This is a genomic window from Nocardia sp. CA-135398 (assembly GCF_050955845.1).
Taxonomy (GTDB): domain Bacteria; phylum Actinomycetota; class Actinomycetes; order Mycobacteriales; family Mycobacteriaceae; genus Nocardia.
Genome location: NZ_CP192084.1, coordinates 3,858,931 through 3,883,811 on the forward strand (window position 1 = coordinate 3,858,931; position 24,881 = coordinate 3,883,811).

General features: G+C 64.0%; 23 protein-coding genes and 2 pseudogenes. 13 read left to right on the plus strand and 12 right to left on the minus strand.

Annotation, left to right across the window (positions count from 1 at the left end):
• Nucleotides 1–9: 9 nt before the first annotated feature.
• Nucleotides 10–1,281: an SGNH/GDSL hydrolase family protein gene (locus ACQP1T_RS17015; RefSeq protein ID WP_433761417.1), complete on the minus strand. Its 1,272-nt coding sequence runs from the start codon at nucleotides 1,279–1,281 to the stop codon at nucleotides 10–12.
• A gap of 784 nt (nucleotides 1,282–2,065) precedes the next feature.
• Nucleotides 2,066–2,428, minus strand: a complete 363-nt coding sequence (locus ACQP1T_RS17020; protein ID WP_433761418.1) for a nuclear transport factor 2 family protein — start codon at nucleotides 2,426–2,428, stop codon at nucleotides 2,066–2,068.
• Between the two features lie 128 nt (nucleotides 2,429–2,556).
• On the opposite strand from ACQP1T_RS17020, the gene ACQP1T_RS17025 reads away from it, so the two are divergent.
• Entirely contained in the window at nucleotides 2,557–3,633 is a 1,077-nt protein-coding gene (locus ACQP1T_RS17025; protein ID WP_433761419.1) for a hypothetical protein, read from the plus strand.
• Between the two features lie 730 nt (nucleotides 3,634–4,363).
• On the opposite strand, the gene ACQP1T_RS17030 is transcribed toward ACQP1T_RS17025, so the two are convergent.
• Nucleotides 4,364–4,708 carry a hypothetical protein gene (locus ACQP1T_RS17030; RefSeq protein ID WP_433761421.1) on the minus strand — a complete coding sequence of 115 codons (345 nt, stop codon included), beginning with the start codon at nucleotides 4,706–4,708 and terminating at the stop codon, nucleotides 4,364–4,366.
• A gap of 294 nt (nucleotides 4,709–5,002) precedes the next feature.
• Here ACQP1T_RS17030 and ACQP1T_RS17035 point away from each other — a divergent pair.
• The 11 genes and pseudogenes from ACQP1T_RS17035 to ACQP1T_RS17085 form a co-directional block, all read left to right on the plus strand.
• A pseudogene (locus ACQP1T_RS17035) lies at nucleotides 5,003–5,188 on the plus strand (ATP-binding protein); the annotation flags it as partial.
• A 93-nt stretch (nucleotides 5,189–5,281) separates the two neighbouring features.
• Nucleotides 5,282–5,899: a DUF6461 domain-containing protein gene (locus tag ACQP1T_RS17040; RefSeq protein ID WP_433762232.1), complete on the plus strand. Its 618-nt coding sequence runs from the start codon at nucleotides 5,282–5,284 to the stop codon at nucleotides 5,897–5,899.
• A gap of 381 nt (nucleotides 5,900–6,280) precedes the next feature.
• Nucleotides 6,281–7,309 (plus strand): sigma-70 family RNA polymerase sigma factor, encoded by a 1,029-nt coding sequence (locus ACQP1T_RS17045; protein ID WP_433761422.1) that lies wholly within the window; start codon nucleotides 6,281–6,283, stop codon nucleotides 7,307–7,309.
• Nucleotides 7,291–7,851 (plus strand): TIGR03086 family metal-binding protein, encoded by a 561-nt coding sequence (locus ACQP1T_RS17050; RefSeq protein WP_433761423.1) that lies wholly within the window; start codon nucleotides 7,291–7,293, stop codon nucleotides 7,849–7,851. The genes ACQP1T_RS17045 and ACQP1T_RS17050 overlap by 19 nt, the downstream gene beginning before the upstream one ends.
• A 118-nt stretch (nucleotides 7,852–7,969) precedes the next feature.
• Nucleotides 7,970–8,728, plus strand: coding sequence for an SDR family oxidoreductase (locus ACQP1T_RS17055; RefSeq protein ID WP_433761425.1), 759 nt, complete (start codon nucleotides 7,970–7,972; stop codon nucleotides 8,726–8,728).
• A 105-nt stretch (nucleotides 8,729–8,833) separates the two neighbouring features.
• Nucleotides 8,834–9,628, plus strand: coding sequence for an SDR family NAD(P)-dependent oxidoreductase (locus ACQP1T_RS17060; protein ID WP_433761426.1), 795 nt, complete (start codon nucleotides 8,834–8,836; stop codon nucleotides 9,626–9,628).
• A 63-nt stretch (nucleotides 9,629–9,691) separates the two neighbouring features.
• Nucleotides 9,692–10,399 carry a hypothetical protein gene (locus ACQP1T_RS17065; protein ID WP_433761428.1) on the plus strand — a complete coding sequence of 236 codons (708 nt, stop codon included), beginning with the start codon at nucleotides 9,692–9,694 and terminating at the stop codon, nucleotides 10,397–10,399.
• Nucleotides 10,400–10,598: 199 nt separating this feature from the next.
• The gene (locus ACQP1T_RS17070) at nucleotides 10,599–11,552 is read left to right on the plus strand and encodes a sigma-70 family RNA polymerase sigma factor (RefSeq protein ID WP_433761430.1); all 954 of its coding nucleotides are present in this window, start codon (nucleotides 10,599–10,601) and stop codon (nucleotides 11,550–11,552) included.
• A gap of 408 nt (nucleotides 11,553–11,960) precedes the next feature.
• A complete protein-coding gene (locus ACQP1T_RS17075; RefSeq protein WP_433761431.1) occupies nucleotides 11,961–12,128 on the plus strand; it encodes a hypothetical protein in 168 nt (55 codons plus the stop codon).
• Nucleotides 12,129–12,332: 204 nt separating this feature from the next.
• Nucleotides 12,333–13,733 (plus strand): MFS transporter, encoded by a 1,401-nt coding sequence (locus tag ACQP1T_RS17080; protein WP_433761433.1) that lies wholly within the window; start codon nucleotides 12,333–12,335, stop codon nucleotides 13,731–13,733.
• A gap of 164 nt (nucleotides 13,734–13,897) precedes the next feature.
• Entirely contained in the window at nucleotides 13,898–14,536 is a 639-nt protein-coding gene (locus ACQP1T_RS17085) for an NAD(P)-dependent oxidoreductase (RefSeq protein WP_433761435.1), read from the plus strand.
• A 1,193-nt stretch (nucleotides 14,537–15,729) separates the two neighbouring features.
• Here the strand turns inward: ACQP1T_RS17085 and ACQP1T_RS17090 are convergent.
• Nucleotides 15,730–16,367 (minus strand): annotated as a pseudogene (locus ACQP1T_RS17090) (IS5 family transposase); the annotation flags it as partial.
• A gap of 228 nt (nucleotides 16,368–16,595) precedes the next feature.
• On the opposite strand from ACQP1T_RS17090, the gene ACQP1T_RS17095 reads away from it, so the two are divergent.
• The gene (locus ACQP1T_RS17095) at nucleotides 16,596–17,126 is read left to right on the plus strand and encodes a dihydrofolate reductase family protein (RefSeq protein WP_433761437.1); all 531 of its coding nucleotides are present in this window, start codon (nucleotides 16,596–16,598) and stop codon (nucleotides 17,124–17,126) included.
• A gap of 318 nt (nucleotides 17,127–17,444) precedes the next feature.
• On the opposite strand, the gene ACQP1T_RS17100 is transcribed toward ACQP1T_RS17095, so the two are convergent.
• The 8 genes from ACQP1T_RS17100 to tal all read right to left on the minus strand — a co-directional run bounded on the left by ACQP1T_RS17100 (nucleotide 17,445) and on the right by tal (nucleotide 24,461).
• Entirely contained in the window at nucleotides 17,445–18,209 is a 765-nt protein-coding gene (locus ACQP1T_RS17100) for a hypothetical protein (RefSeq protein WP_433761438.1), read from the minus strand.
• The gene (locus tag ACQP1T_RS17105) at nucleotides 18,184–18,390 is read right to left on the minus strand and encodes a LuxR C-terminal-related transcriptional regulator (RefSeq protein ID WP_433762233.1); all 207 of its coding nucleotides are present in this window, start codon (nucleotides 18,388–18,390) and stop codon (nucleotides 18,184–18,186) included. The genes ACQP1T_RS17100 and ACQP1T_RS17105 overlap by 26 nt, the downstream gene beginning before the upstream one ends.
• Before the next feature lie 708 nt (nucleotides 18,391–19,098).
• Entirely contained in the window at nucleotides 19,099–19,542 is a 444-nt protein-coding gene (locus ACQP1T_RS17110; protein ID WP_433761440.1) for a TraR/DksA family transcriptional regulator, read from the minus strand.
• Between the two features lie 305 nt (nucleotides 19,543–19,847).
• Nucleotides 19,848–20,435, minus strand: coding sequence for a CBS domain-containing protein (locus tag ACQP1T_RS17115; RefSeq protein WP_433761441.1), 588 nt, complete (start codon nucleotides 20,433–20,435; stop codon nucleotides 19,848–19,850).
• 15 nt (nucleotides 20,436–20,450) lie between these two features.
• The gene (locus ACQP1T_RS17120) at nucleotides 20,451–20,969 is read right to left on the minus strand and encodes a GreA/GreB family elongation factor (RefSeq protein WP_433761443.1); all 519 of its coding nucleotides are present in this window, start codon (nucleotides 20,967–20,969) and stop codon (nucleotides 20,451–20,453) included.
• Between the two features lie 364 nt (nucleotides 20,970–21,333).
• Nucleotides 21,334–22,857, minus strand: a complete 1,524-nt coding sequence (locus tag ACQP1T_RS17125; RefSeq protein ID WP_433761444.1) for a PucR family transcriptional regulator — start codon at nucleotides 22,855–22,857, stop codon at nucleotides 21,334–21,336.
• A 79-nt stretch (nucleotides 22,858–22,936) separates the two neighbouring features.
• The gene (locus ACQP1T_RS17130) at nucleotides 22,937–23,221 is read right to left on the minus strand and encodes a hypothetical protein (protein ID WP_433761446.1); all 285 of its coding nucleotides are present in this window, start codon (nucleotides 23,219–23,221) and stop codon (nucleotides 22,937–22,939) included.
• Nucleotides 23,222–23,345: 124 nt separating this feature from the next.
• Nucleotides 23,346–24,461 carry a transaldolase gene (gene tal / locus ACQP1T_RS17135; protein WP_433761448.1) on the minus strand — a complete coding sequence of 372 codons (1,116 nt, stop codon included), beginning with the start codon at nucleotides 24,459–24,461 and terminating at the stop codon, nucleotides 23,346–23,348.
• Between the last annotated feature and the right edge of the window lie 420 nt (nucleotides 24,462–24,881).

Below are 24,881 nucleotides of genomic sequence, written 5' to 3' on the forward strand. Positions count from 1 at the left end.
CGGGGGTCATCACAAGCTGTCGATATCGACCGCTGCGGCCATGGCCCGGTACCCCTCGTCGTTCGGGTGGAGGTGGTCGCCGCTGTCGTAGATCGCAGCGATCTTCTCCGTGTCGACCGGATCAGCAATCGCCGTGGCGAAATCCGCGACTCCGTCGAACGCACCGGAATTGTGGATCCAATCGTTGATTGCGTGGCGCTTTGCGGCCGACCGCGTGGAGTAGTGGTCCGAGTCGCCGAATGGCAGCATTGTGGCGCCGACGACCTTGATACCGTGGTTATGAGCCTTCTCGATCAGCGCACGGTATCCGGCGATGACCTGGTCGGGGGAGATATCCGCGCTGGGTTTGTAAGTTGGCTGATCGGTCTCACTGAACCCGATGTCGTTGACACCTTCGAGGATGATCACGCTGCGCACTCCTGGTTTGTCGAGGGCATCGCGCTCGAACCGAGTAGCGGCACGATCGCCGTACCAGGCAGAATCGTTGACCACCAGGTTCCCTCCGATGCCCTCGTTCAGCACGGCCCGTTGTTTGCCCGCGACCGCCAGCCGGTCGGCGAGTGCGTCCGTATAACGGCGGTTGGCACCTGAGGTCGAGGCGAAACCATCGGTGATCGAGTCGCCGAACGCCACGACAGTGTCTCGCCGGACCGGACCATCCGAGACCTCGACATCGGTCAGGTAATACCAGGATTTCGTGTGCTCGCCGAAAGCTGTCGCGCCGGTGTCGGTCACGTGATCTCCGGCCGCGCGGTATGTGTCGGTCCACGCCTGTGAGTGGAAGGTGGCAGGCCCGGTGGTGTTTGCGAAATAGAGTGTCACCGTTACCGACTCGAGCGGCGCTACTCGCAATTCCGCTGCGTCACTTGCTACTTCGGCACCGGCAGGGATAACGAGATGCTGGGATGAGTCGAACGTCAACGGCCGCAGCGAATCCGGCCGGGTCGCGGCACCGTCGGCGGCAAGGGCGATGGTCGCGCCGGTAACTTCGAGTGGGCTCGCACCGAACCGGTTGGATAAGCGGATCCTCGCTTTGTCGCCACCGTTGCTGACCCGCACAACTTGGCGGATGGTCTGTCCGGAGAACCCTGCTTCGGACCAGTTCGGGCCGAACCCGGCTGATGGGCGCTGCATCGCCGCCGACCATGCCGCCGACCATGACTGCTCCACACCCGTCGATGCCGCGCCACTGTGGTCGGCGCCACATGCCGACAGGGTCGCCGCCGCCAGGGCAGCCACGGCCGCCAGCACCCCGGCACCGCTCAGTGATCTCTTCCCCATCTCGATCCCTCAACTTCGTGATTGGTCGCAATCCGAGAACCTCGCCATGTTAACGGGTCGCGAGTTCCATTAACTCAGGCGACGGTATCAGAAGGACGCGTCTAATGGAACCCAAGTCCCATTTATATGCGGTGGCCTGCTCGACGACCCGCGGTCGGACTGGCGCACTGCGCGGAGCCACAACGCAGCACCTCTTGACAGCGAGATCGAGCGCGACCAAGTCGCAACCCGACGTGGCACCGTGGCGTGGCAGCGCCTCGATGGGACCGAGCTCGGTAGCGCGGCCGCCTCACCTGGACAAGTGATGCAACATGCTGCGGCGAGATAAGCGTGTGACAAGGAGTGGTTTCCGCGACCAAGAGCGACGAGTCGGTCATGGGGGTTGAGCAGCGCGGAGGATTTCCGCTCCGCTCTACACGGCGTTGAACGGACCGACAGAGAAGGACATCTCAGCGCTGCTCGCCCTGGCATGCAACGACGCTGGAAAGGCCCACGCCCACGAGTACCACCGCATCGGCCAATTCTCGGACCGGTCGCCACGCAGATGAATTGATATGGTCGCGGCATGCCCGACTTGATCGCGCCAACCCTTCTATCACCGGTGGCGGCAGTATCACCGCGGCCATTCGTCGCGGTGCCGTCACCTGCGATGCACCGGCACGCCCGTGCGGTTCGAAGCGACCGAGGGCTCTGAATGCCAACGGACCGTGCGCATCCGACGCTGGCGTTCGCGGATACGCGAACCGTGTGGTGCGTCGAGCGCCAGATGTGCGCCTTCCGGCTGCTACGCGACCGTTGAAGCGTGAGCCGCAACGAGCCGCCAGCCCAGCGAATCGTCGTGGGACCAGGTGCGGGTGTAGCGCATCCTCGCCGCGAAAGGCGAACCGTGAACGTTTCCTTCGACGATCCCAAGGAACCAGGTAACTCCGGTCGTGCCTTCCACCAGCACCGTCAGTTGCTCTTCCTCGAGCTTGGTCAGAGTCTGAGTCTTCGTGCGGTGCAACTCGAGATCATCGGCCTTGGTGAAGGTGTCCGCGCCGAAGGTGAAAATCAACCGATCATCGAGCAACTCATCGAGCGTTTGGATATCCCCAGCCAGCTGCGCCGCTTGAAGTCGTCGTTCGGCGATCCTCAGATCCTGCTCCATGCCCTCACTCTGCCAGTTCGTTGACGAGACACTATGCCCGCGAGTGAGCGGGCTACTACAGACAGCGAGCAGGTGGTCCCGGCGTTGCTCATGAAATAGCCCGCCAGCAGTACGCGAGGATGGACATCGTGCATGAGGATGACCGAACCGAGGCGTACATGGCCGAGGACCGCAAGAACATGACCGAGTCGGCGTGCGTCTTTCTGGACAGATGGCTGGCCGGCATGGGAAGTGCGTTGCAGCAGTGGCGCCGTTCCTACCTGCCCGCGGACTTTCCTTTCGACTTCACCCTCGACTCCCTGGACGCGCTGGAACCGGTCGTGCTCGCGCGCTATCCGGACCAGGCGGCCATCGGTATCGAGGACAACGCGGAGTTCACCACCGGTACGCTGCGATACATCGGTGAAGTCCTGTTGCGTGTCGCGCCGGCCCGCTGGGGTTATCAGGATCGTGCGGATGACGACCTCAACCCCTACTGCGCCCCGGTCATCCGCCCCAACGCTCCGGCGGAGTTCGCGAACGGTGTGATCCTAGAGTTCTTTCTGCATCAACTGGTCCGAGATCGAGAACGGGGCACCCTCCGGAAATCCGCCGCCCAGCTGCGGGAAACCCTTGCTATCTGCTGGGAAGCCGCGCGCGTGGACCCACCCGCCCCGCGCGATGCAGTCCCTGGCTGGTGTGAATACTTCACACTCGACGAGTACAACAGGTTCGTCGCAGCGGTGGAGGCTGCCTTGAGTGCGTTCGGCGCCGACGGCCAGACTATCGACGCCGGCTACGTCAGCTTGGTTGCAGGCAATCCGAATCGCGAGGTGCATGATTTCGGCATACGTGGGCTGGGCGAGCAGTGCCGGGAAAGCGAGTTCGAAGACTGGCCGGTTCTCTGCTTCTCCGTCATCGACGGTTACGTCATGGATCAGCCGCAGCGAGACTGGCTCACCGGAGTCTCTTTCACCCAAGTCGAGGATCGGCTGGAACCGTGGCTCGCCGATGAGCCCGAATGGTGGTTGTCCGAACCTTTGCCCGACTGGCAGGAGCAACCCTTCTGGATCCGGCTCGAAGATGGCAGATACCTCCACTTCCTCGCCACTGTCCCGGAGCTCGAGGGAATTCCAGAAATCACGACGTTCGTTCCCAACTCCGCGGTGCGGGCATGGAACATTCCTGTCGAGAAGCTCGTGCAGTGGGGGACTCGACACCTCTGAGTCGCGCCGGCACGCATAGATCGCCGCATCAGGCAACGTTTCGGTAGGTAACCGGGCCGCGGAGTATCGCCGCCGATTGCTGTGCCGTGCCTGGCGTAGCGTCGGTAGCCGGAGCCATCCCCTGCCGCACGGACGCCCGCAGCACCTCCGGAGCGCCGCCAATTGGCACCGCGGAAACACCGCCTCTTTCCGCCGCGAGTCACAGACAAGCCATCCCGGACACGATGTCCAGCGCACCATTACGAAAAGACCGCATATCCCTCCTGATCCGCATCACCTGCCACCTCACCCCAGCCGCTGCAAAAGCTGGAAACGGCTGTGAAATCCATCGGTTTTCACACCGTGGCCACATAACACTAGGGACTGTCCCGGCTTTGGTTGCCAGTCAACTGAACTCGGAGCGGTCCCCCCTGATCGGACCAGACAGGTTCATATCGATTCCACCCTTCACCGGCTGCTTCGCGAATCACTGCCTGCGCAATTGTCCGGCCGCGCAACGATGTCGGCGGTGTCGTCCGGATCGTGCGCCCCGTGGAGAATTGCCGCAGTGTGGCCATCACTACCGTCGGCTGCTCGGTACACGACTCCGTCCGTTTCGGCGCGGCGGGGTATGTCGGGCGCGATTCGGCCACCAGACTCGTCCGCACCGTTTCGAGCCCGTTCAATCCCGTTGGTATGTCGTGCATCTCAACCCAGATGCTGTCGTCCTTGATCCACGTCGCGCCCGCTGCTATGCGGGCAGATGGCCGTAGCCGACGATGTTGATGAAGTAGTTGCCCGGGAGCAGTTGGTTTATCGCGTGCCACTGCCCCGCCGGGTCGCGCTGGTAGTAACTCACCGGCGACAAACCGTCGTCATAGCAGACGATGTCGGCGGTGCCGAACGGGCTCCAATAGGTGCTCGCACCCGGGCGGCCGGGCGCGATCGGGGGCGTGAACAGGTGACTGCACGGGGTGATGCTCGGTTCGTAGATCGAGGGCGCGGCCGCGGCGGTCGGCGCGAGACCGGCCACACCGATACCGCCCAATCCCACACACACCGCGGCAGTCAACGAACGAGGGACAACTCGTCCCATATCGGTTCTCCTCATCTATGGAAAGCAATCTCCTAGCCGAATGCGGCCGACACAGAACTCCTTACTCTGACCGGGCGAAGGCTGGCCCACAGTCGCCCCTAGCGCACCCGCCGCTTGAACAGGGCATCCGCTGACGATCCGAACACAACACGATCCTGACCGAATAGGTAGAGGGCAAACATCAGTATCGTCAGCGCACTGAGTTCGATTCGTGCCATCATCCGACACCCAAGGCTCCCATCTGACCAGCCCGTCGAACGCCCCTGCAAAACGAGGTGTGATCAGCAGCCCGCCTGGGGCGAGGTGTTCGGAGACGACATCGTCGCTGCGGCCATGATCGACCGGCTGGGTCCACCACGCCGAAGCCATCTCCTGAAAAGCGACAGCTACCGACTCATCCCGCAACAGCCCGGTGCGCGGAACCGGCTTGTCCGCCCGGCCATGGGTGTCGGTGGCTCATGGCAGTGTCAGCCGTTGTGATTGCTTCAGCTGATGACGACGCCTGGTTCATGATCATGGAGTGTGTTTGCCGACCTTGATCGCGATCAACGAGTCGGGGGCGTCGTGAACACCATGACCGGTGGCCTCGGGTGGTTGTATCACAGGGATTTGCCGCTGCTCTGCCTCACCTTCGCGCGTCAGATCAACGCCCGGGAGCTATTGGAGCGGATGGGTGTCGACCAGAACACGGTGGCGGTGCGCGGGCCGGACGACTTCCGCTACGAGCTGGGCGACCTTCTCGACGCAGACGGCGGATATGTGGTCAGCGCAGGGCATTACGGAAGCTGGGCGTGGGCGTGGGAGCACGGTAGCTGGAAATGCGTCGAAGACCGCGGCCTGGTGCTGCGCGCCTCGATCGGAACCGCGGCATTGGTGCTGCACGCCAACGAGAAACCGGGTGAGGTGTTCTGGTACGCCGAGGACGGCCGCCTCATCACCGGCCTCTACACCACCACCAGCCTCGCCTCAGCCGACCGGACCGGCAGTGACCCACACCGCTTCGACACCGAGATGCAGGCGCTCGGCGCCCGACTCGAAGAAGACGAATACGACCCCTCGGGGGACGGCCCCTTGGGTGTCCTCGGAATGTTCTACAGGCTGGCAGAGAACCTGGGCGTCGGGCTGCCGCTGGATGACCTCAACAACCGTCCCGTCCTCAGCGGCCGGCTTCTACCCCCAGCCGCGCAGTAGCTGCCGAGTCGCCCAACACGCGCCATTGTTTCGTCTGATGCAGACGAAGCATCACATAACCGGCATTTTTGTGCGTTCGGACCCCGGTAGGTCACGGTTAACCCGGACTAGGTGGGTCAGGGTTCAGCCGGACTGACAACAACGCATCCCGGCCTCCCGCTGACCCCGGTCATTACGGCGGTGTGGTGGAGCGCTGATACCGCGCGGCCACGACAGCCGCAATGCGCGCCGCCACGACGAGGGGTACGGGGGAGTGCGAGCGTGGAGGCGATGACTCGCGCGCGTCAACCGCCTATTTGGCCATAGACCGGTCCTTTTTCCGGGTTCGCGCAGTCTGTACCGGTGGAAGGTGTTGTCGACTGTGAGAGTGAGGCGACTGTGGTGTCCGATCGGGGCGATTTCGCCGTCCGTACTGATCCGTTCCGGCGGGAGCTGCTGGTGCACTGTTATCGCATGATGGGGTCCGCTGACGAGGCCGAGGACCTGGTGCAGGAAACCTATCTGCGTGCCTGGCGCTCCTACGACAATTTCGAGGGCCGTTCCTCGTTGCGGACGTGGCTGTATCGGATAGCCACCAACTCCTGCCTGACAGCGCTCGAGCACCGCGGACGTCGGCCGCTGCCCTCCGGCCTGGCAGCACCGCAGGAGCAAGCGGATACCGCCGTGGCGCTGGTGCGACAGGAGATCGACTGGCTGCAACCCCTGGCCGACAGCGAGGTATGGGCAGCAACATCGGATCCCGCGGCGGTCGTCGTGTCGCGGGAAAGCCTCAGGCTGGGTTTGATCGCCGCACTGCAGTTGCTTCCACCGCGCCAGCGTGCGGTCCTCATTTTGCGCGATGTGCTGGCCTGGTCGGCTGACGAGGTCGCGGAGCTGCTCGGAACCACGACGATCGCGGTCAGGGGCCTGTTGCGGCGAGCCCGGAATCAGCTCGAGCAGGCAAGTCCGCGCGAAGAGCAACTTGCTGAGCCGGACGATCCGGCCGTGCGCGCCCTGCTGGAGCGCTATATGGCGGCTTTCGAACATGCCGACGCCGTCGGGCTGGCAGAGTTGCTACGCGAGGATGCCGAGTTCGAGATGCCGCCGTTCGTCACCTGGTTCCGTGGTCGAGATGCTGTCGCGTGGTTTGTCGGGGGTACGGTCTTCAGCCTGCCGGGCGCGTTTCGCATGGTGGCAACGCGAGCGAACGGCCAACCCGCCGTGGCGGGGTACCTGCTGGATGCCGATGGCGTCTACCGGGCACACGCCATTCAGGTTCTGACGATCACCACCGGCGGGATCGCACACATTGCCTCGTTCCTCGATCCGGCTTTGTTTCGTTGGTTCGGGCTCCCGCCGATCGTCGATGACAGCGGAGTGCCGGTTGCGAACGAACCGAACAGGGGCGCGCCATGCCCATCGACGCCCTAGCCCTGCTCCGCGCCGCCACGACCTACGCCATCGACTCCACGACCGGCCTGACGCCACACCTGCTCACCCGCCGCACTCCGTGCGCGAACTGGGATCTGCGTCGGCTGCTCCGCCATGCCGATGACTCTGTGCAGGCGCTTATCGATGGTCTCGGAACCGGTTACATCGGTCTCGATCCGCGCCATGTCCACGTCGTCGGCACCGATCCGGTGGTCGCGTTTCGCACGCGCCTCGATCGGCTACAGGTGGCCGCTCTTGCTTCCAACGACGGGACGGTCGCCTTGGCCGACCGCATGCTCCCCGTGGGTGTGGTCGCCCTGGTCGGGGCTGTCGAACTCGCAGTGCATGGGTGGGACATCAACCAGGCACGCGGTTGCGCCTCACCTATTCCCTCCGAACTCGCCGACGACCTGCTCTACGTCGCAGAACGAACGATCCGCCCCGACAGACATCCCGAGTTCGGTCCGCCGGTGCCGATACCTTCGCATGCGGCGTCAGGCGCCAGATTGATCGCTTTTCTCGGGCGGCGCTCGATCTCCTAGCCGTATTTCGGACGTGGCGGCCGTTTTTGATTCGCGCGGCGGTCTGTATGGATGTGACCTCGACCGGCCATTCCAGGGGCCGAACTCGATCGGACATATTCGAAAGTGAGTCAATCATATGAGCCCATCACACACGCCCCGCGCCACGGCAGTGGTCACCGGCGCCAGCCGCGGTTTCGGATCGGCGATCGCGGCCGCGCTGGTCACAGCAGGTCACCAGGTTGTCGGAGTTGCTCGCAGCGCCGACGCACTCGCCGAGGTACGCACGACCCTGGGTGAGGCTTTCGTTCCCCTCGCCGCCGACGCGACCGACGCCGACATCGCCGACACCCTGATCGAGCAGTATCAGCCGTCGCTGCTTGTGCTCAACGCCGGCGCTGCCCCCTCGGTACAGCCGATACACGAACAGTCGTGGGACTCGTTCAGCCGTAACTGGCAGGTCGACACCCAGCACGCATTCCATTGGATTCGTGCGGCACTGCGTGCCCCGCTCGCCTCGGGCAGTTCGGTGGTGGCGGTGTCCAGCGGCGCGGCCCTGCGTGGCTCGCCCCTCAGCGGCGGATACGCCGGCGCCAAGGCGATGATCAGGTTCCTGGGCGAATACGCGGCCGAGGAATCCCGCCGCGCCGGGCTCGGGATCCGCTTCGTGACCGTGTTGCCCCAGTTGACTCCGACGACGCAACTGGGTAGCGCGGGAGTCGCCGGTTACGCGCGCCGCCAGGGCATCGACATCGCGACATTCGTCGAAAATCTCGAGCCGGTGCTGACACCGGATCTGGTCGGCGCCGAAGTCACCCGGCTGGGCCTCGACACCGAGAACGTCGACGCGCACCAGGAATATCTGCTCACCGGCCACGGCCTGCGCCCGGTGGCGTGAGGACTTGCGCGCCACATGCACGACTGCAGATGAGTGCGGCGGCTGAATCGAACTGTCCGACAACTGAACCCAGAAGCCCCATGGTTACACCCAGATAAGGAACGAATGATGTTGCTGGAAAACAAGAATGCCGTCATCTATGGCGGAGGTGGCGCCGTCGGTGGCGCCGTGGCCCGCAGCTTTGCTCGGGAGGGTGCCCGGGTTTTCCTGACCGGGCGAAAACTCGATGTCATCGACGCAGTGGCGAAGGAGATCACGGCTGCGGGGGGAGTGGTCGAGACCGCCCAGGTGGATGCCTCGGACGAGCAGGCGGTGACCGAACACCTGGATGCAGTGGTTGCGCAGGCAGGCACGATCGACGTGTCATTCAACGCCATCGGAATTTCACCGCTCGGACTGCAGGGCGCGCCTCTGATCGACCTCCCGGTCGACAACTTCATGCTGCCGATCACGACGTACCCCAGGGCACACTTCGTGACCGCGAAATCCGCTGCACGACACATGATTTCCCAGAATTCCGGGGTGATCATGATGCACACGCCGGAACCGGCCCGCCTGGGCATGCCGATGGTGGGCGGCATGAGCGTGGGCTGGGCGGCGCTGGAAGGCCTCAACCGGTCGCTGTCGGCCGAGCTCGCCCCATACGGGATCCGTGCGATCTGCCTGCGCACGACCGGCATGGTGGAAACACCGGTCATCGACGTCGTCTTCGGGCTGAATGCCACCGGACTGGGCATGACCAAGCAGCAATTCACCGAGATCGCATCCAGCATGACCCACCGCAAGCAGCTGACCAAGCTGACTGAACTCGCCGAGGCGGCAGTGCTTCTGGCCTCCGATCGGGCATCGGCGATGACCGGAACCGTCGCCAATCTGACCGGCGGAGTCATCGTCGACTGACCGCAGAACGCCCCGGCCCCAGACCAGCGGCCGGGGCGCCCCTACACACAGAGGAGCAAGGCAATGAACGATCTACTCGCGAGCGCGGTCGCCGCGCACGGTGGTTCGGACCGATGGAATCGGATCCGGGCGATCCGCGTCGACGCCGCAATCACCGGAGCAGTCTGGCAGGTCAAGGGACACAGTGACGTGCTGAAGAACATCCGCTTCGAGGTGGACACCACGCGGGAACGGCTGACCATGGACTTCCTCGGTCGAGACCGACGGTCGGTGTTCGAGCCCGACCGGGTCGTCCTCGAGCAACCGGTCGGCACTGTTATCGACGCACGTGACGATCCGGAGCGGTCGTTCGACGGCCACCAATTCCAGACGCCATGGGACGACCTGCATCTCGCGTATTTCACCGGGGAAGCACTATGGACGTATTTGAATACGCCGTTCCTGTTCACCTGGCCGGGATTCGTCTGCGAGGAGATTGCGCCCATCGAGGCCGACGGTGAGGAATGGCGGCGGCTGAGCGTGGCCTTTCCCGACCATATCAAAACCCATACCCGCAAGCAGGTGTTCTGCTTCGGCCCGGACGGGCTGCTGCGTCGGCACGACTTCCGTATCGACGTGGTCGACCCGACCACCGAGTCACAGCTTTATGCCGCCGACTACCGCGATGTCGAGGGCATCATCATCCCGGCCACTCGCCGGGCCTACGCCCCGATGGGCGAGGACCAAATCGTGATGGTCGCCATCGACATGGGTGAAATCACCGTCCGTTGATCCGCATTTGCTTCGACACAACCGAGTCATCGAGCCACCCGAGCACGGTTGATCCGCAGTGCGACCACTGACGCCGGTCGGCGCCGTGTCGCGCCCACTCGTCGCTACCACCAATCGGATCCGCCCACGGCCTCGGTTATCGGCCGTCTAGGGCGGCTACAGCACAACACCACGACAGGATCTTCGGATTATGCACACGATGACCGACACCAAGACCGGCGACAAGGATTTCGCAAGGCTGAGCGAGCCGTTTCGGCGTGAGCTGCTTGCCTACTGCTACCGCATGCTCGGCTCGGTCGACGACGCCGAAGAGGTGGTGCAAGACGTCTACCTCGAAGCATGGCGTGCCTACGACCGCTTCGAAGGACGATCGTCGCTGCGAACTTGGCTGTACCGCATCGCGACCCGCGCGTGTTTCAAAGCGCTGGAAAAGAGTAGGCGAAGGCCTCTGCCTGCCGATCTCGGTGCCTCCCAGACAGACCTGGATGCGGCGCTCGGCCCATCCGCTCGCGAGGTGCCGTGGCTTCAGCCGATACCCGACTTCCTGTTCACGACCGCACCGGCCGATCCGGCGACCGTCGTGATGGAACGACAGACCATGCGGCTCGCGTTGATGGGAGCGCTCCAACAGCTGCCACCGCGGCAAAGGGCCGTGCTGATTCTCCGCGACGTGCTGCAATGGCGTACCGCCGAGGTCGCCGAACTGTTGGAGATGACGACAGCAGCTGTCAACAGCGCACTCCAACGTGCCCGAGCTCAGGCCCCGGTCAGCCAGGACGAGCTGACCGAACCCGCCGAGCCACAGCAGCGGGCCCTGCTCGACCGATACGTCACCGCCTTCGAAACCGCGGACGTCGATCAACTCGTCGCGGTGTTGACCGAGGACGCACGATGGGAAATGCCGCCGATCACGACCTGGTTCGAAGGCCGCGATACTATCCGCGCTTTCCTCGCCAAGCAGATGCGCGTGGTCGGGCCGGTCGCGGTGGTCGCCGCTTCTGCCAACGGACAGCCCGCATTCGCGGTCTACGCTCGTGGCGGTGAGGGCGCATATCGCCCGCACGCGCTGCACGTCCTGACGCTCACGACCGAGGGCGTCGGCCGGATCGTCGCGTTCCACGGCGCATCGTTGTTTCCACTATTCGGACTCTGACACAGCAACACCATGTCCGAACCAGAAAACACCGCCGCACGGACTGAGTCACTCGGCACTCAGCTGTGGCTGTTCTGCTGTCTCATGCTCGGCTCAGCCGAGGCCGCCGACCTCATGATGCGGCAGATCTACCGTCACGCACTTGATCAAGACGACAAACAGAATCAGCAATCAGAACGAGTCCGACTATTCGGCGTCGCCGCCGACCTTTGCGGGGTTCGCAATTGTTCATCGCACTAGTAAGAAAACTACGCACATGGTGTTATCGGTGCCGCAGCCATTATCGGCAGACTGACGGCGATAACCGAGTGCGGCCGGGCGCCGTCGCGGATCATATCCGCGAATGTCCAACCGGCGGTGGCCTTTTGGGTCGGTTACCCCGCTGGGTGGCACGCTCGTACTATTCACGTGCTGATCATCGGCTCGGCGGGAATCATTCCTATGGTCGGCTTCCAAGATGCTGCGCTTGTTCCGCGGTTCGATCTCGACGTCGACATGCCGGATGGCGGGACAGCCGAAATTCCGTGCGCTTGCGGCGATGAGTTGTTGGCACTGTTCGCCTCTACCTATATATGAGGTGATCGCCGTGACCAGAGCAGTTGTCGTGCAATACCGGACCCGAGCCGACTGCACTCACCGGCCTTCGCAGCCTTCCACGACGGCATCACCGACCGACTGGTGGGGTCGACAACGGCGATACGCGCCGTTCTCGTCGGCTCATACCGCAGCTAGACGACAGAGTGTTCGCCAAGCGATTCGACAAGCATAGGAAATGGACAAATGCGTAATCCGTATGCGGTGCTGGCCTTGGCCGGCGCCTCAATGTTCATGGCGGTGGTGGATTTCACCATCGTCAATGTTTCGCTGCCCAGGATGGCGGTCGATTTGAAGCTCGGCGAGGACGCCTTGCAGTGGGTGATCATCGGATATGGCATACCGTTCGGCGGGTTCTTACTGCTGGCGGGTCGGCTCGGTGACATCGTCGGTCGCAGGCTTGCTCTGCAGGCCGGACTCCTGCTGTTCGTGGCCGCTTCCCTGACGGCGGGGCTGTCGAGCACCGGCGGACAATTGATCGGCGCCCGCATCGCACAGGGCATCGGCGCAGCACTGATCACCCCATCGGCACTCGGGATCGTGGCCGATGCCTTCAACGAGGGCAAACAGCGAGAGAACGCCCTGGGAATCTACGGCGCCCTCGCGGGCACCGCGGCCTCGGTCGGAGTACTGGCCGGAGGGTTCCTCACCGACGGACCCGGATGGTCATGGATCTTCTATGTCAATATTCCGATCGGCGTCGTGCTGTTGGCGGCGACGATGTTCGTGTTGCCCGAGAACCGAATCGCCCATCCCGGTGGAGGATTCAACCCAGTCAGCGCCCTCTCGGTGACCGGCGGTCTACTCGCAGGACTGTATGCGCTCAACCGGGGGGTCGAACACGGCTGGACCCGAGGCACCACAGTGGGTTTCGGCGCGGTCGCGGCAATCTTGCTGGTGGTCTTCGGACTAGCAGAATGGCGCGCGCGTAACCCGCTCGTTCCCCGCGCGCTCCTCGAGAATAGGCCGGTAGTGCAGGCGAACCTCGCAGCCGCGTCCGGATTCGGAAGCTTCCTGGCCTTCGTCTTCCTGACTTCAGTTGTGCTGCAACGGCTATTGGGTTATTCGCCGACGAAAACCGGTGTCGCGTGGCTGCTGACGACCCTGACCGCTTTCGTGTTCGCCGGATTGACGGGTGCGGTGTTGGCGAACAAGGTCGGTCCCCGGATACTTCTCGCGCTCGCGTCGTTGCTCGTCGTCGGGGCGTCGGCATGGTTGATCTACCTGCCTGCGGACGCGGGCTTCGCCAGTCGAGTCATGCCCGCATTGATCGCCGCGGGAATGGCCGTCGGGTTCTTCGCGCCGTCCGTCCAAATCGGGGCCTTGGCCGAGGTCGACGACACCAACTTCGGCGCGGCATCGGGACTGGTGGAAACCTCACGGGAGTTGGGTGGTGCGATCGTCATCGCCTCAGCCTCGACAGTGCTGTTGGGTTCGAACTCGGGTTTCCTTCACGGCATCCACGGCGGGTACGGCGTCATCGCGGCGGCAGCCGCGCTCGGTGTCGTGGCTACCGCTTTCCGCGCAAAGCCTCCCGCTAGAGCAGAACTGCTCGACCAGATGGCCATCGCAGAGCCCGCATCGTAGGCGCGAACGAGGAGATCGATCGGCGCGAGCAGGAGAGCTAGGCGAAGCCGAAACTGCGGATTCGGCACGACCGATGAGTTTCACGATCGGTGATCCTCGACCCATATGGAGGCTCGGCGACCGCCAGGCCCGGCAGAAATTATCCCCATTCTTCAATGAGTGCAATGACGACAATCGCAGTATTCGGTGCGACCGGTTATTCCGGCGGCAACGTCGCCACCGAGGCGTCGGCTCGTGGGCATCGGGTCATCGCCGTCGCACGCAATACAGATCCATTGGCCGGCCGCAGCGATCTGGATGTCCGCCCGGGTTCGCTGTTCGATGAGAATTTCGTGCGCGATGTCGCATCCGACAGTGACATCCTGGTAGTCGCCTTGCAGGCCCACGGCACTGGACTGGCCGACTACATTCCGACACTGGGCCGGATCGCATCCGAGAATACGGTGCGCCTGAGCCTTGTCGGCGGCGCAGGCAACCTGCGCGTCTCGCACGACGGGCCACGAGTGCTCGATACCCCACTTTTCCCTGAGGAATTCCGGGAGGACGGCAACGCCCATGCCGCTGTTATGGCGCAGCTGCGCGCACTCCCGGACGACGTCGACTGGTTCAGCCTGTCCCCGCCGGCCGTCTACAACGCCGACAACCGCGGCACGCGCACCGGCACCTTCCGAGTGGGAGACGATGTGCTCCTGGTCGACGCCGAGGGAAACTCGCACATCGGTGGCGAAGATTACGCCATCGCCTTCGTGGACGAGATCGAGAAGCCGACCCGACACAGAACTGTGTTCACCGTTGCCTACTGACACGAAACCGATCTCGGCTTCCCGGGCTGCCTACGCGGCCCGGGAGCTGCGGGAAGCAGCGACAGAGTCGATGCAGCCAGGAAAGCAGCTGCAAAATAGGGAGCCTTTTTCATAGGAGAAGACTGTCTTTCATATTTTCGTACAGTGTAGGACCGAACCCGATGGTACGGATTTGCTGTTGCATTCGGGGAGCTCTTCCGTCACCAGGCCTACGGCTTGTTCTTTCGGCACATGCTCGGCCAGGCATGGTTCGCTGAGTCGCGTTGTCGGGCACCGCGGTGAAGGTGTCGTCGAGCATGCGACGGAACCCACTCGGGCCGCGCACCTGCTGCCACTCGGCTCCGGATTCGGATTCCGCGGATCCCGAACAGGCGCAGCAACACCGGCTTCGGGTCGTCACCGGTGTCGTCGGTCGTACCGTAGGCGTTGGCCGAGCTCGAAAAACTTCCGCAGCCGCGGCGGACCGACGCGAATCGTGGCGTGGGAGAACAGGAATGCATCGGCTCACGCACCGAGGACAGGAGCCTCCTGTTCGAAGATGTCGTACAGTTCGACCAGCTCGGCAAGGTTGTGCCAGGTCATTTCCGCAGTGGCCGCACGCATCTCGTCGGTCTGCTCGGTATAGGCCGGATAGCGGCCGCCAGGACCGGCACGTCACCACCGGTGCAACCCCCCTTTTTGAGGAGGCCACCGTGCTCAGGATAGCCGTACAGGGTGGTGCCGTCCTCGTCGAATCGTCGTGGGAGGAAGTCGATCAGATCGTCCGCTGTCCCTGCAAAAAGCGGAGGCAAGCATTCGAGACCTTTCCAATTCTGGTTTCCGGTACGACCGTATCGAGCGAGTTTCGTCACGTCGTCCGGCCGTTAGCACGGGCCGATGCTCAGCGGCGCGAAGGGATACAGGTCGAGTCGCGGCGGAAAGCTGCCGCGCGCATCCGCGTTCGCGCCATACCGTCCGATTGACACGTCCTGACGGCGACGAAAACGGGTCCATCAAGGGACGTTGTTGGCACCCAGGCCGTGGGCGGAGATGACGAGGAGCAATTGGGACAACACCTCGCGACGATAGTCGGGCCCGAGGGGATCTTCGCCATAGATGCCCTCGACGATCGACGGTAGCGCGATGGGCGCGAAGGCCGGCAAGTACTCATGAGCAGGATGAATCGGGGGTCGAGATCGCTGTTGAGCTCCCCTGCGGCCGAGCCGCTGGGAGGGCTCGATGCCCTTGCGGGCGATCCGGACCGTGATGCCTCGGTTGCGTACCCATCGTCGCAGGTCGGCGGTGTCGTAGGCCTTGTCTGCGTGCAGGTTGCCAGGCCTGCGCCGGCGTGGGCCGCGCCGCGATCGCAGAGCGGGTATCGCCTTCACGAGCCGTTTCAATGCTTCGGCGTCGTTGGTGTTCGCTGCCGAAATGCCCACGGACAGGGGGATTCCCGCACGATCGGGAGAGCACGTGGATCTCCGATCCGGTCTTGCCGCGGGCGACCGGGCTGGGCCCTGTCATGGGTCCCCCTTTTGGCTCGCACCGACGCCGCGTCGATTACCGCCCGCGCCCAGTCGATCAAGCCTTGGCTGCCGAGTTCATCGAGAACCCCCCGGTGTAACCGGTGCCAGACACTGGCCTCGGTCCACACGCTGAACCGGCGGTGCGCGGTCGGGACCGTGACGCCGAACGACGGCGGCAACATCGGCCACGCGCAGCCGCTGGTGAGTACGAACACCACCGCCGTGAACACCGATCGCTCGTCGGCCGGTGCGGTGCCGCCGCCCTGCGGGCGCGGGGTGAACTCGGGCAGCAACGGCTCGGCCAGAGCCCACAACCGCTCCGGCACAAGACGTTTCGGCAACTCGTCGGTCACAAGCCGAAGATCATGCAGCACAACCGGATTCGACGCAGTCGATTGGGCTGACGACCTGCTCGGCAGCGTGTTCGCCTCTCGGTCGGGCTGGGAATACAGTCCAGGATCTGGTGAACGATCCCGGTCAGGCTCTTCTGCGTCCGCCGATGAATTTCGGCAGCAGGCGCCGTCTCTTCTGTGACTCGACGAAAGGATGAACTCGTGCAAATCCTGGCTCGCCTGTGCATGAGCGCTGACGGCTATGTGACGACTCCGCACGGCTGGCCGCCTCAGGTCATCGATCCGGTGCACGGTCCGGGCAGTCACGGCATCGCCGAATTCCTGAAGACCTGCGAGGCAGCCCTGATGGGTCGCACCACCTTCGAACCCGCGCTGAGCGCCGATCGCTGGCCCTGGCCGGACCTGGAGGTCTTCGTGCTCGGCTCGCACCGGCCCGAGGGCACTCCCGACGATGTGACCGTCGACGACGATCCGCAGCGGCTGCTGGAGAAGATCCGCGCGGCCAATCGCGGCGGCGATGTCCATCTCATCGGCGGCCCCGGCACGATCGAGACCTACCGCGCCCTCGGTGTTCTCGACAAACTCGAACTCGTGGTTCTGCCGTTCTTCGTCGGCAACGGCATGCGCCTGACCGATTCGCTGAATCCACAGACTAGTTTGGAATTCGAGAGTTCGCGTCCGTTGGACGGCGGCGGGGTGGAGATCGTCTACCGAGTGCTGCCGCACCACTGACAGGGGTAACTCACCCGCGCTTCATACAAGGAGTCCCACGAAGTCGACCGGGCGACTTATGCGCGCAGCATCAGACGCTACAACCACGTAAGACACGGTCTTAGCGCGGGAACTACTGGTGTCTGTCAAGGACGTAACCGGCGCTAAACCATTGTGATCAGATCCATATCGGGGGCATACCTTTCGTTGGGTGCCCCACAAGCTGACGCTGCACCCGGTGACGGTCGAGCTATGTTGCCAGCAGTCGTAAAGCGGTGCATAGCGGCCTGGCCATGTGATCCGACGAGCCCAAAGTGGTTGATGCCCAGACACGCTTACTCAGATCGCTCCCGACGGGCCGTCGCCGCGGAGCGCTTCGGCCAAGGCTTGGGCCTGATCCGGGGGGATCCCAAGCGCGATAGGGATCTGGCGTGGGCTGTAGCGCGACGAGCAGACGGGCACCGGATTGTCCCCGGCTACCGTCCACGACGGTTCGGCATGCCCGTCGCCTGTGTCGGTCCCGAGCAGGTCGCGTGCGAACCGGGGCGCTACGTCGTCTGGTACCCCGCAGCGAACGAGGGCGTGCGCGACGACCTCCCACGCGTCCTCTGGCGTGCCAGCGTCCCCGAGCATGGGCAAGAGAAGCAGGAGGCGCTGTGCCGGATCGACGAGGCCCTCGGCGTCAGACGCGTTCTCTGGCACGCTCGTGGCGATGGCGGTCAACTCGGTCCAGGACAGCCCCGGCCCCGCCGACTCGGGCCCGCACTGCCCCAGATGCCCGAGACGGTCCCATCTAGGGTGGCGTACAACGAACTCGACGGTATTCGTGTCCTCGAAGTTGGCATAGATGGCGAAGACTGTGTGTCCGCCGCCGAAGGCGACCCGGAACACAGGCCACGGTTGCCCGGCGTCGCTGAGACGTTCCAGCATTGACTCGAACGCGGACACCGCGACGCCGTATTCATCTGTATCGGTCGAGAGATCGCCCATCGTCACCAGCAGGTGAGTAAGCCAGAAGGCCGGTTCGCGGGCGAGCTCCTCACTTCCGACCAACTCGGCGTCCGCGTACTCCGGGACGTCAACGCTGTTCGTGATGTCGCTCATATCGCGAGAGTATCGGTCTCCTGGTAGCAGCCTGCGGACTCGTGAGGACTCCTGCGAATTGGATGCGAGAGCGGAGTTCGAGTTTGGCCAGGATCTTCGAAACGTGGTTGTCGACGGTGCTTTTCGCCACGGAGAGGCGATTCGCAATCGCCGTGCTGTTAGCATCCTTCGGCGACGAGATCGGCGACGGCGCGGCTCAGTGGATGTGAGACGGACTTGTTCCGCCCGCTGTCCGATCGGGCCCTGCGGGCGGGCCAAACGCCGTGTTCTCGGAGTCGATCCCGAACTCGGAGCCGAGTCTCGTTGCGTGCCAATGTGATCGAACAGCGCATTGCGGCGCCGAGGGCTTTACGGGCTTCGTTGCGACGACCGGCGGCTGCGACTAGCACGGCGAGCTCCTCGTACGCCTGTCCGTGATACACGAGCGGTCGCGACGGCGAAGGAATCGGCGCCTTCCGGAGAATCATCGGATCGCCCTCCGCCACACCACGACACAGCAAGGCACGGCGAGTTCCTCTCTAGCATGCGCTTCCTGCCGATACGATCCGGTCAGCGAATGCGGGAAGTAGCTGACAATGACTGCAATGAAATTCGTCTATCCCTTCGTCGACAATGTCCAAGGTCCTGTTCGACAGTGTTCGGTGCTGCTTGCCGTCGATCCGAAGTATCGTGAGTTGATATCGGGTAGCGATTGAAGCTCGCACAACGTGATGATCCGTCGGCGCGGAGGAATCCTCGTTATGGCGCAGTTTGCCCGGGCGCCTATTGGTCTGACGCGTGGCCGAGGTTGCCGGGGTCACCGATGCAGGTGGCCTGAGCAATTAGCGGACAGGTGGCCAGGAACCTGACATGCCCACGCCTTGTCGGCTACCGGGCGTCGGCGGTTACGTCAACGGCACACGAGGATGTCACGTTCCGCCGACACGTCCCGTTGTGGTGTGCGGAAGACTGTGCGATGCATCGGGCGAGGACTATCGGGTGCAGGGCGATGCTGCTGGCAATCCAGGCACCATTGTGAAGTGGGAATGGTCTGCAGTAGGTGGATCGGTATCTCGGCGTGACAGCGGCGGCAGCGGCCGTAACGTCCTGTGGTGATCAGCGAAAGGGTTTCGTCGATGTCGGCCAACGCTTGTCGTGCTGCGTCGGCCAATTTGATGGTGACCTCACGCCTGGCCATGGCAGCCGTGTTGGCGGGGGCTGCGGTGGCGTCGAGTTCTGCGTCGAGTTCGAGCAGCTGCTGCAGGCGGAAGCGGCGTTGCTGGTTCAGCGTCGCTCGCAGCGCGGGTAAGTGGTCGATCAAGCGGTCGCCGGAGGCGATGTGCGCGTGGGCCATTCTGATCTCCTGGGTTGGGCTTGCGATGTGGTCCAGTGAGGAGGGATTGGTCGCCCTAGTAGCGGTCCCTGTATGACCACCTCCGCGCCATTCGAATATTCGCTGACAAGGCCAGGATCGTTTACATGGAATGGCCGCGCTTGTCCGTCCGCGACAACTGCGGGGCCCCACTTGTCCGATTTCTCCACTCGCGCCCCTGGTGTTTTCGACAGCGGACCTGGGGCTGACATGTGCGCACGGTCGACGGTGTGGTCGAGCCGGGCTGTGGTCGTCGCGCCGCTTACGTCGACTGTCGCGGTTGCGGGTTAGTGTCCGGCTGCGCCCACGGCGGCTGGTATGCGCGCGATGGTCACGATGCGGATACCGGGCACTGTCCGTGTGAGGGCGATCGCGATTCGCCGTTCGGATTCGTCGGCGAACCGGCCGGAGATGGTGGCGTGGCCCTCATCGGCGGTGACATGCCAGCGCCGTTCTCCGGTGTATTGATCGAGGAGGCTCTGTGCGTCGGCGGCGAGTGCGTCGTCGGGGGTGAGCATGATTCGCAACGCGTCGCCGCGGCTGAACATGCCGATCACGAAGCCGTCGGTGTCGACGACCGGCAGACTACGCAGTCCATGCGTTACCAGTCTGCTCATGGCCTCGGCCAATGCCGCATTGTCGGCGACCGAGACCGCGGGAGTGGTCATCACCGCACTGACCGGGTCGTTGAGTTCGCCTGCCCGAAGGAGGTCACCGCTGGTGATTACCCCGATGAGGCGATCGTCCTGGTCGAGAACCGGAAGTGCCGCGTAGCCCAGTTCGGCAAGCATCAGCGCCGCCTCTCGTGCCGTGTTGTCGTGCCGCACCGCGATGACCGGTCGTTGCATGAGCTCGCATACACGCATGTTCTCCATTCCCTTCAACTCCGTTCAGCTAGTTACCGACTGGGCACGAACGGGCAGATCCCTCGCTGAACTGTCCTCGTGTTTTCCGGAGTCCGTCAGCGCGTAGGGGACCGCGTCTAGCAGCGTCACCGCCATGATCGCGCCGCCGGGTGTGTGATAGATACGGCGTTCGCCGGGTCGCGCGCCGGTGATGGCGCTGCCCAGTGGAGATTGCGTGGAGTAGACCTCCATCTCATTGTCTTCGGCTTCCCGTGCTGCGAGCAGGAAGGTCTCGACCTGTTCGGTGTCGTCATAGCGGACGGTCAAGACCATGCCGGGCTCAGCGATTCCGTCGTCGGGCGGATGCTGGCCGATGAGGGCGTTGCTGAGCAGATGGTGGATCCTGCGGATACGTCGCTGGCGCGCGGAATGCAGAGCCTGGTTACGTGCGTAGTCGTCACCATCGGGCATTTCGATGTGGCGTTGCGCGAGCAGTTCCTGCAATTCGGTCTGAAGCCGATCATGGGCTTGTGATGTCATCCAGATGCCTGCGGTGCTGGTCATGTTTTGTTTCCTTCCTTCTAGGCCGGGGTGGAGATTTGTCGTCAGGGGCGGGCCAAGGCGGCGGTGCCGCCCCTGACAACGCGCAAGCCCTGATGTCGGGCCGGGCCGGAGTCGCCGGGACCTACGGATATCGCGGTGCTCGTGCCGAATGGGATTGGATTCGCGCGGCGCGTCAGATCCGTGGCTGGCTGTGTCTTCAGCAGCACTGGCGGGCTATGGTCGGTGATCGGACCGATCGATACTGACCATTTCGCTCCTGCCACCTGCGGCTTTTGTCAACTCCATACTGGCTGGCTGTAGCGGCGATTGGTTGCGCTGATCCGACAATCGAGGTGTCGAGATTTGTGGCGATGGCACAGCACAATCAGTCGTCGTCGGTGACGGCGAGTTCGATCATCATCGCCAATCGTTTACGGGGGTCGTCCAAGCCGAGGTTGGTCACTTCTGCCATCTTGCGCAGCCGGTTGCGGATGGTGTTCTCGTGCACGCCCAGCTGTGCGGCTGCCTCGGCAGGGTCGCCTTGGGCCTGTAACCAGGCACGCAGCGTCGCCACATAATGAGTGGAGTTCGCGCGGTCGTGGCGTCGCAACGCCGACACCGGGCCCCGTGCTGGGATGCGGCCGGAGAGCCCTGCGGTGCGCAAACGTTGCAGCAGGATCTCGTCCCACGACTCGTCATAGGCGGGCGGCGCTACCTTCGCTGAGCGGGTCTCGTGCAGAGCTAGGCATTCGTCGGCCTCTCGGCGCGCCAACGCCAATTCCGTGGCCTGGGCAACACCGCTGATCCCAGCCAAAACCGTCATCTGGGCCGGTAATGCCGCCTGTAGCTCGGTTATCCAGCGACGTGCCGTCGCCGCCTGATCGGCCGGCAGCACGGTGTAAATGGTGTCCCCGACCAGGGCGCTGCGGCTCGAACGGGACCAGCCGAATCCGGTTGTCGCCCGCTCGAAGACCTGCAGCAGCGCGGCGTGCGGCTCGTCAGCGATCCGTGCGCGCAGCGCGATTGCCCGCAAACTCTGCAGCGCCAACCCGAGCCTGCTGGCCACCGTCGCCGCGTCCGCGGCGCCCTCCAACAAGCCGATGACCAGTTCGGATTCCACCTGACGTTCCAGATCCGCGCTGGCCCTCGACCGCAACAGATGCAGGGCCACCGTGCGCGCGCCGTCGGCCAAGGCCACGCGTTGAGTTCCCTGTAGCGGTGCTGGGCACGATACCCATACCGAGCCCAGCAGTTGCCGACCCACCCGTATGGCCACCACCATCCGTCCCGTCACACCGGGTTCTTCCTGCGCGGGAACGAACAACGGTTCATCCGAGACCGCCAAATGTGCGAAGACACCGCGGGCATCGAACACATTCCGCAACCACTGCGGCATCTCCCGGCCGAGGATCGTCTCGACCCGTGCGGGGTCGAGGTGCTGCTGGAGCTTCGAATACGCCAGCACCCGAGATCGGCGGTCCTCGATCGTCACCGCACCCCCGACCGCGTCGGCCAGACTGTCGGCCAATGCGAACAAGTCGGTCGGGCCGCGACCGGCCTCGGTCTCGCGTCCTTCCAGCACCAACCCGTAGACCACTGCGGCGGCTTCGCTCCAGGCCACCTCTGGGTCGACCACCATTACCGCAACACCCTCGATCTCCGGCTCGTCCGCGGTCTCCTCGCCCCCACGGATGAGTGCGACGACAGCATGCGCCGACACCGCCCAGTCCATCAGCTCCGACACCGAGCGTGCCCCGATGCCCAGCAGCACGTCACCGATTTCCGTGGGGTCCTCATCAGCGCCGTGGATCACCACAGTGCGCAATGGGGTAGAACGGGGAACCGAACCCAACCGCAGGCGGATCCCGTAGCCACCCAGTACGTTCGCCAGCCGGTCCAATGTCACCATCAGCGGCTCCTGTCGAATCGACGGTGCAGCGGGTTCCGGCGGCGTACAGAGTTCGTGGAAGTCGGGGTAGCCAGGATTCTCAGTGGATGCCGAGTCTGCGGCGTAGGTCGTCGGGGTAGTCGCTGTAGGCGGCGGCGACTTCGTCGAGGTAAACCAGGGTTGGGAAGTCGATGACGGGTTGGTGGTCGGCGAGGAATCGTGCGGTGTGTTCGACGATACGTTGTTCGTCGGCGGGGTCGAAGCCGAGTTCGGCGAGGACGTCGGCGTCGACGACGAATTGGGACTCTATGGTGTCGCCGTGGTCGTCGATGCGGACGCGGTATTCGTGGTCGATCACGGGTTCGACACTGAGGTGCTCGGGCATGCGATCGCGCTCCATATCGGTGTCGGGTACGGGTGTCGAGGCTGTTGGGTTCGTACTGAGTGGTCCGCGAGGTCGGTCAGAGCGGCACCGGTGATCATTGCCTTACCGAGTGCGGGCGTGGCGGTCACCGCAGCGACGCGGTCAGGGTGGTCGACAGCTCAGTGGCGAGGTGGTCCCAGCTGGCGTCGAACTTAGCGACCCCGTCGTCTTCCAGGGTGGTGACGACGTCGTCGTAGTCGATGCCGAGCGCGGCCAGCTCGTCGAGCACCTGCCGGGACCGCGGGTAGGTGCCGTGGATGCTGTCGCGGGGGATGTGGCCGTGGTCAGCGACCGCGCGCAAGGTGGCTTCGGGCATGGTGTTGACCACGCCGGGCGCGACGAGGTCGGTGACGTAGCGGGTGTCGTCGTACCGGGGATCCTTCACCCCGGTCGATGCCCACAAGGGGCGTTGCGGATGTGCACCCGAGCCCGTCAGCGCCCGCCAGCGGTCGCTGTCGAAGTATTGCTCGTAGAGCTGGTACGCCAGCCGCGCGTTGGCGATCGCCGCGGCGCCGCGCAGGGCCGCGGCCTGATCGGTGCCGATCTTGTCGAGCCGCTGGTCGACCTCGATGTCCACGCGGGACACGAAAAACGATGCCACCGAATGGACTCGCGCGATGTCATGGCCGTTCGCTTGGGCGAGTTCGAGCCCGTCCAGGAATGCTTCGATCACTTGCCGGTAGCGGTGCAGCGAGAACATCAAGGTGACATTGATGTCGATGCCCTCGGCTAGGCAGGCGGTGATCGCCGGTAGTCCTTGCTTGGCGGCCGGGATCTTGACGAACAGGTTGGGCCGGTCCACCAGCCACCACAGCGCGTGGGCTTCGGCGACAGTGCGTTCGGTGTCGTGTGCCAGCCGTGGATCGACCTCGATCGACACCCGCCCGTCGACCCCGTCGGTGGCGTCGTAGACCGGGCGCAACACATCACACGCCAAGCGCACGTCATAGGTGGTCAGCTCCCGTAATGCGGTGTCGAGATCGACGCGGCGCAGCGCCAAGCGTCGTATCTGGTCGGCGTAGGTGTCGCTGCCGGTGATGGCCTTGGCGAAGATGGCCGGGTTGGTCGTCACCCCGGTCAAATGCTGGTCAGCGACCAGGCGAGCCAGGCTGCCGTCGGTCAGCCGCTCTCGGCTGAGGTCGTCGAGCCAGATCGACACCCCAGCCTCGGTCAATGCGGTCAACGGGTCGGACATGAGCATCTCCTTCCAAAGGTTTGTCGACTACGCCGGTGGCCAGATCATCACCAGGGGTGGCGGTTTCGTTCGCGATCCTCCGGGCAGGCCACCTATATTTCGTGAGCGTCTGTGGTTGCGACAGAGCCATCGAGAGCGGGTGGCCCCTAGCGCTGGCGGGGCGGGGATTCGGATCATGAATGTGCGATACCGCTTGGGTTCACCACCCTCGCCGGTCCATGTGAACTTCTCGGCGGGAAAACCGACTCAGGCCATGACCGGGCCGCCTCCCAAGCGTTGGCGGTGCGGGCACGAGCACAGTTCCCTGTCAAGTTCTTCAGTTCAGCATTACTGGGATACTGCTGGCTGACCAGGTCCGAAGCGGACAATCGGCGAGAACCCTTTTGGTCTTACCATCGCGGACGCTGCCGGAATCCCATAATGACG